The organism is Rhodococcus sp. R1101 (assembly GCF_000278445.1).
In the GTDB taxonomy this organism is placed as follows: Bacteria; Actinomycetota; Actinomycetes; order Mycobacteriales; family Mycobacteriaceae; genus Rhodococcus; species Rhodococcus gordoniae.
In genome coordinates, this window is the sequence record NZ_AJVB01000790.1 from 1 (window position 1) to 1,012 (window position 1,012).

General features: G+C 68.5%; 1 protein-coding gene. It reads left to right on the top strand.

The window, feature by feature from the left end:
- The coding region (locus R1101_RS0124225; protein WP_016935726.1) for a DEAD/DEAH box helicase at nt 1-1,012 on the top strand (1,012 nt) is incomplete at both ends.

The window sequence follows — 1,012 nt, forward strand, 5'->3', positions numbered from 1 at the left end:
TCCGAGCTCGAGTTCCTCGTCCTCGACGAGGCCGACGAGATGCTCACCATGGGCTTCCAGGAGGACGTCGAGCGCATCCTCGCCGACACCCCCGACACCAAGCAGGTCGCGCTGTTCTCCGCGACCATGCCGGGCGCGATCCGCCGGCTGTCGAAGCAGTACCTCAAGGATCCGCAGGAGATCACCGTCAAGTCGAAGACGACGACGTCGGCGAACATCTCCCAGCGGTGGGTGCTCGTCTCCCACCAACGCAAGCTCGACGCGCTGACCCGCGTCCTCGAGGTCGAGACCTTCGAGGCGATGATCATCTTCGTGCGCACGAAGCAGGCCACCGAGGATCTGGCCGAGCGGTTGCGGGCACGCGGTTTCTCCGCAGCCGCGATCAACGGCGATATCGTGCAGGCCCAGCGCGAGCGCACGATCAACCAGCTCAAGAACGGCACGCTCGACATCCTCGTCGCCACCGACGTCGCCGCCCGTGGTCTCGACGTCGAGCGCATCAGCCACGTCGTCAACTACGACATCCCGCACGACACCGAGTCGTACGTGCACCGTATCGGCCGCACGGGCCGCGCCGGCCGTTCCGGCGACGCGCTGCTGTTCGTCGCTCCGCGCGAGCGGCACCTGCTCAAGGCGATCGAGCGGGCCACCCGTCAGCCGCTCGCCGAGATGCAACTGCCCACGGTCGAGGACGTCAACGCCCAGCGCGTGTCGAAGTTCAACGACTCGATCACCGAGGCGCTCGCCTCCGATCACCTGCAGCTGTTCCGCACGTTCGTCGAGGACTACGAGCGTGAGCACGACGTGCCACTCGCCGACATCGCGGCCGCCCTGGCGGTCCTGTCGCGCGACGGCGAGTCGTTCCTCATGGAGGCCGAGCCCGAGCCGGTCGCTCCGCCGCGCCGCGATCGCGAACCGCGCGAGCGTCCGCCGCGTCGCTTCGACGACGGGCCGAAGGTCGGTCGCGACGGCCAGGAGATGACCACCTACCGCATCGCCGTGGGCAAGCGCC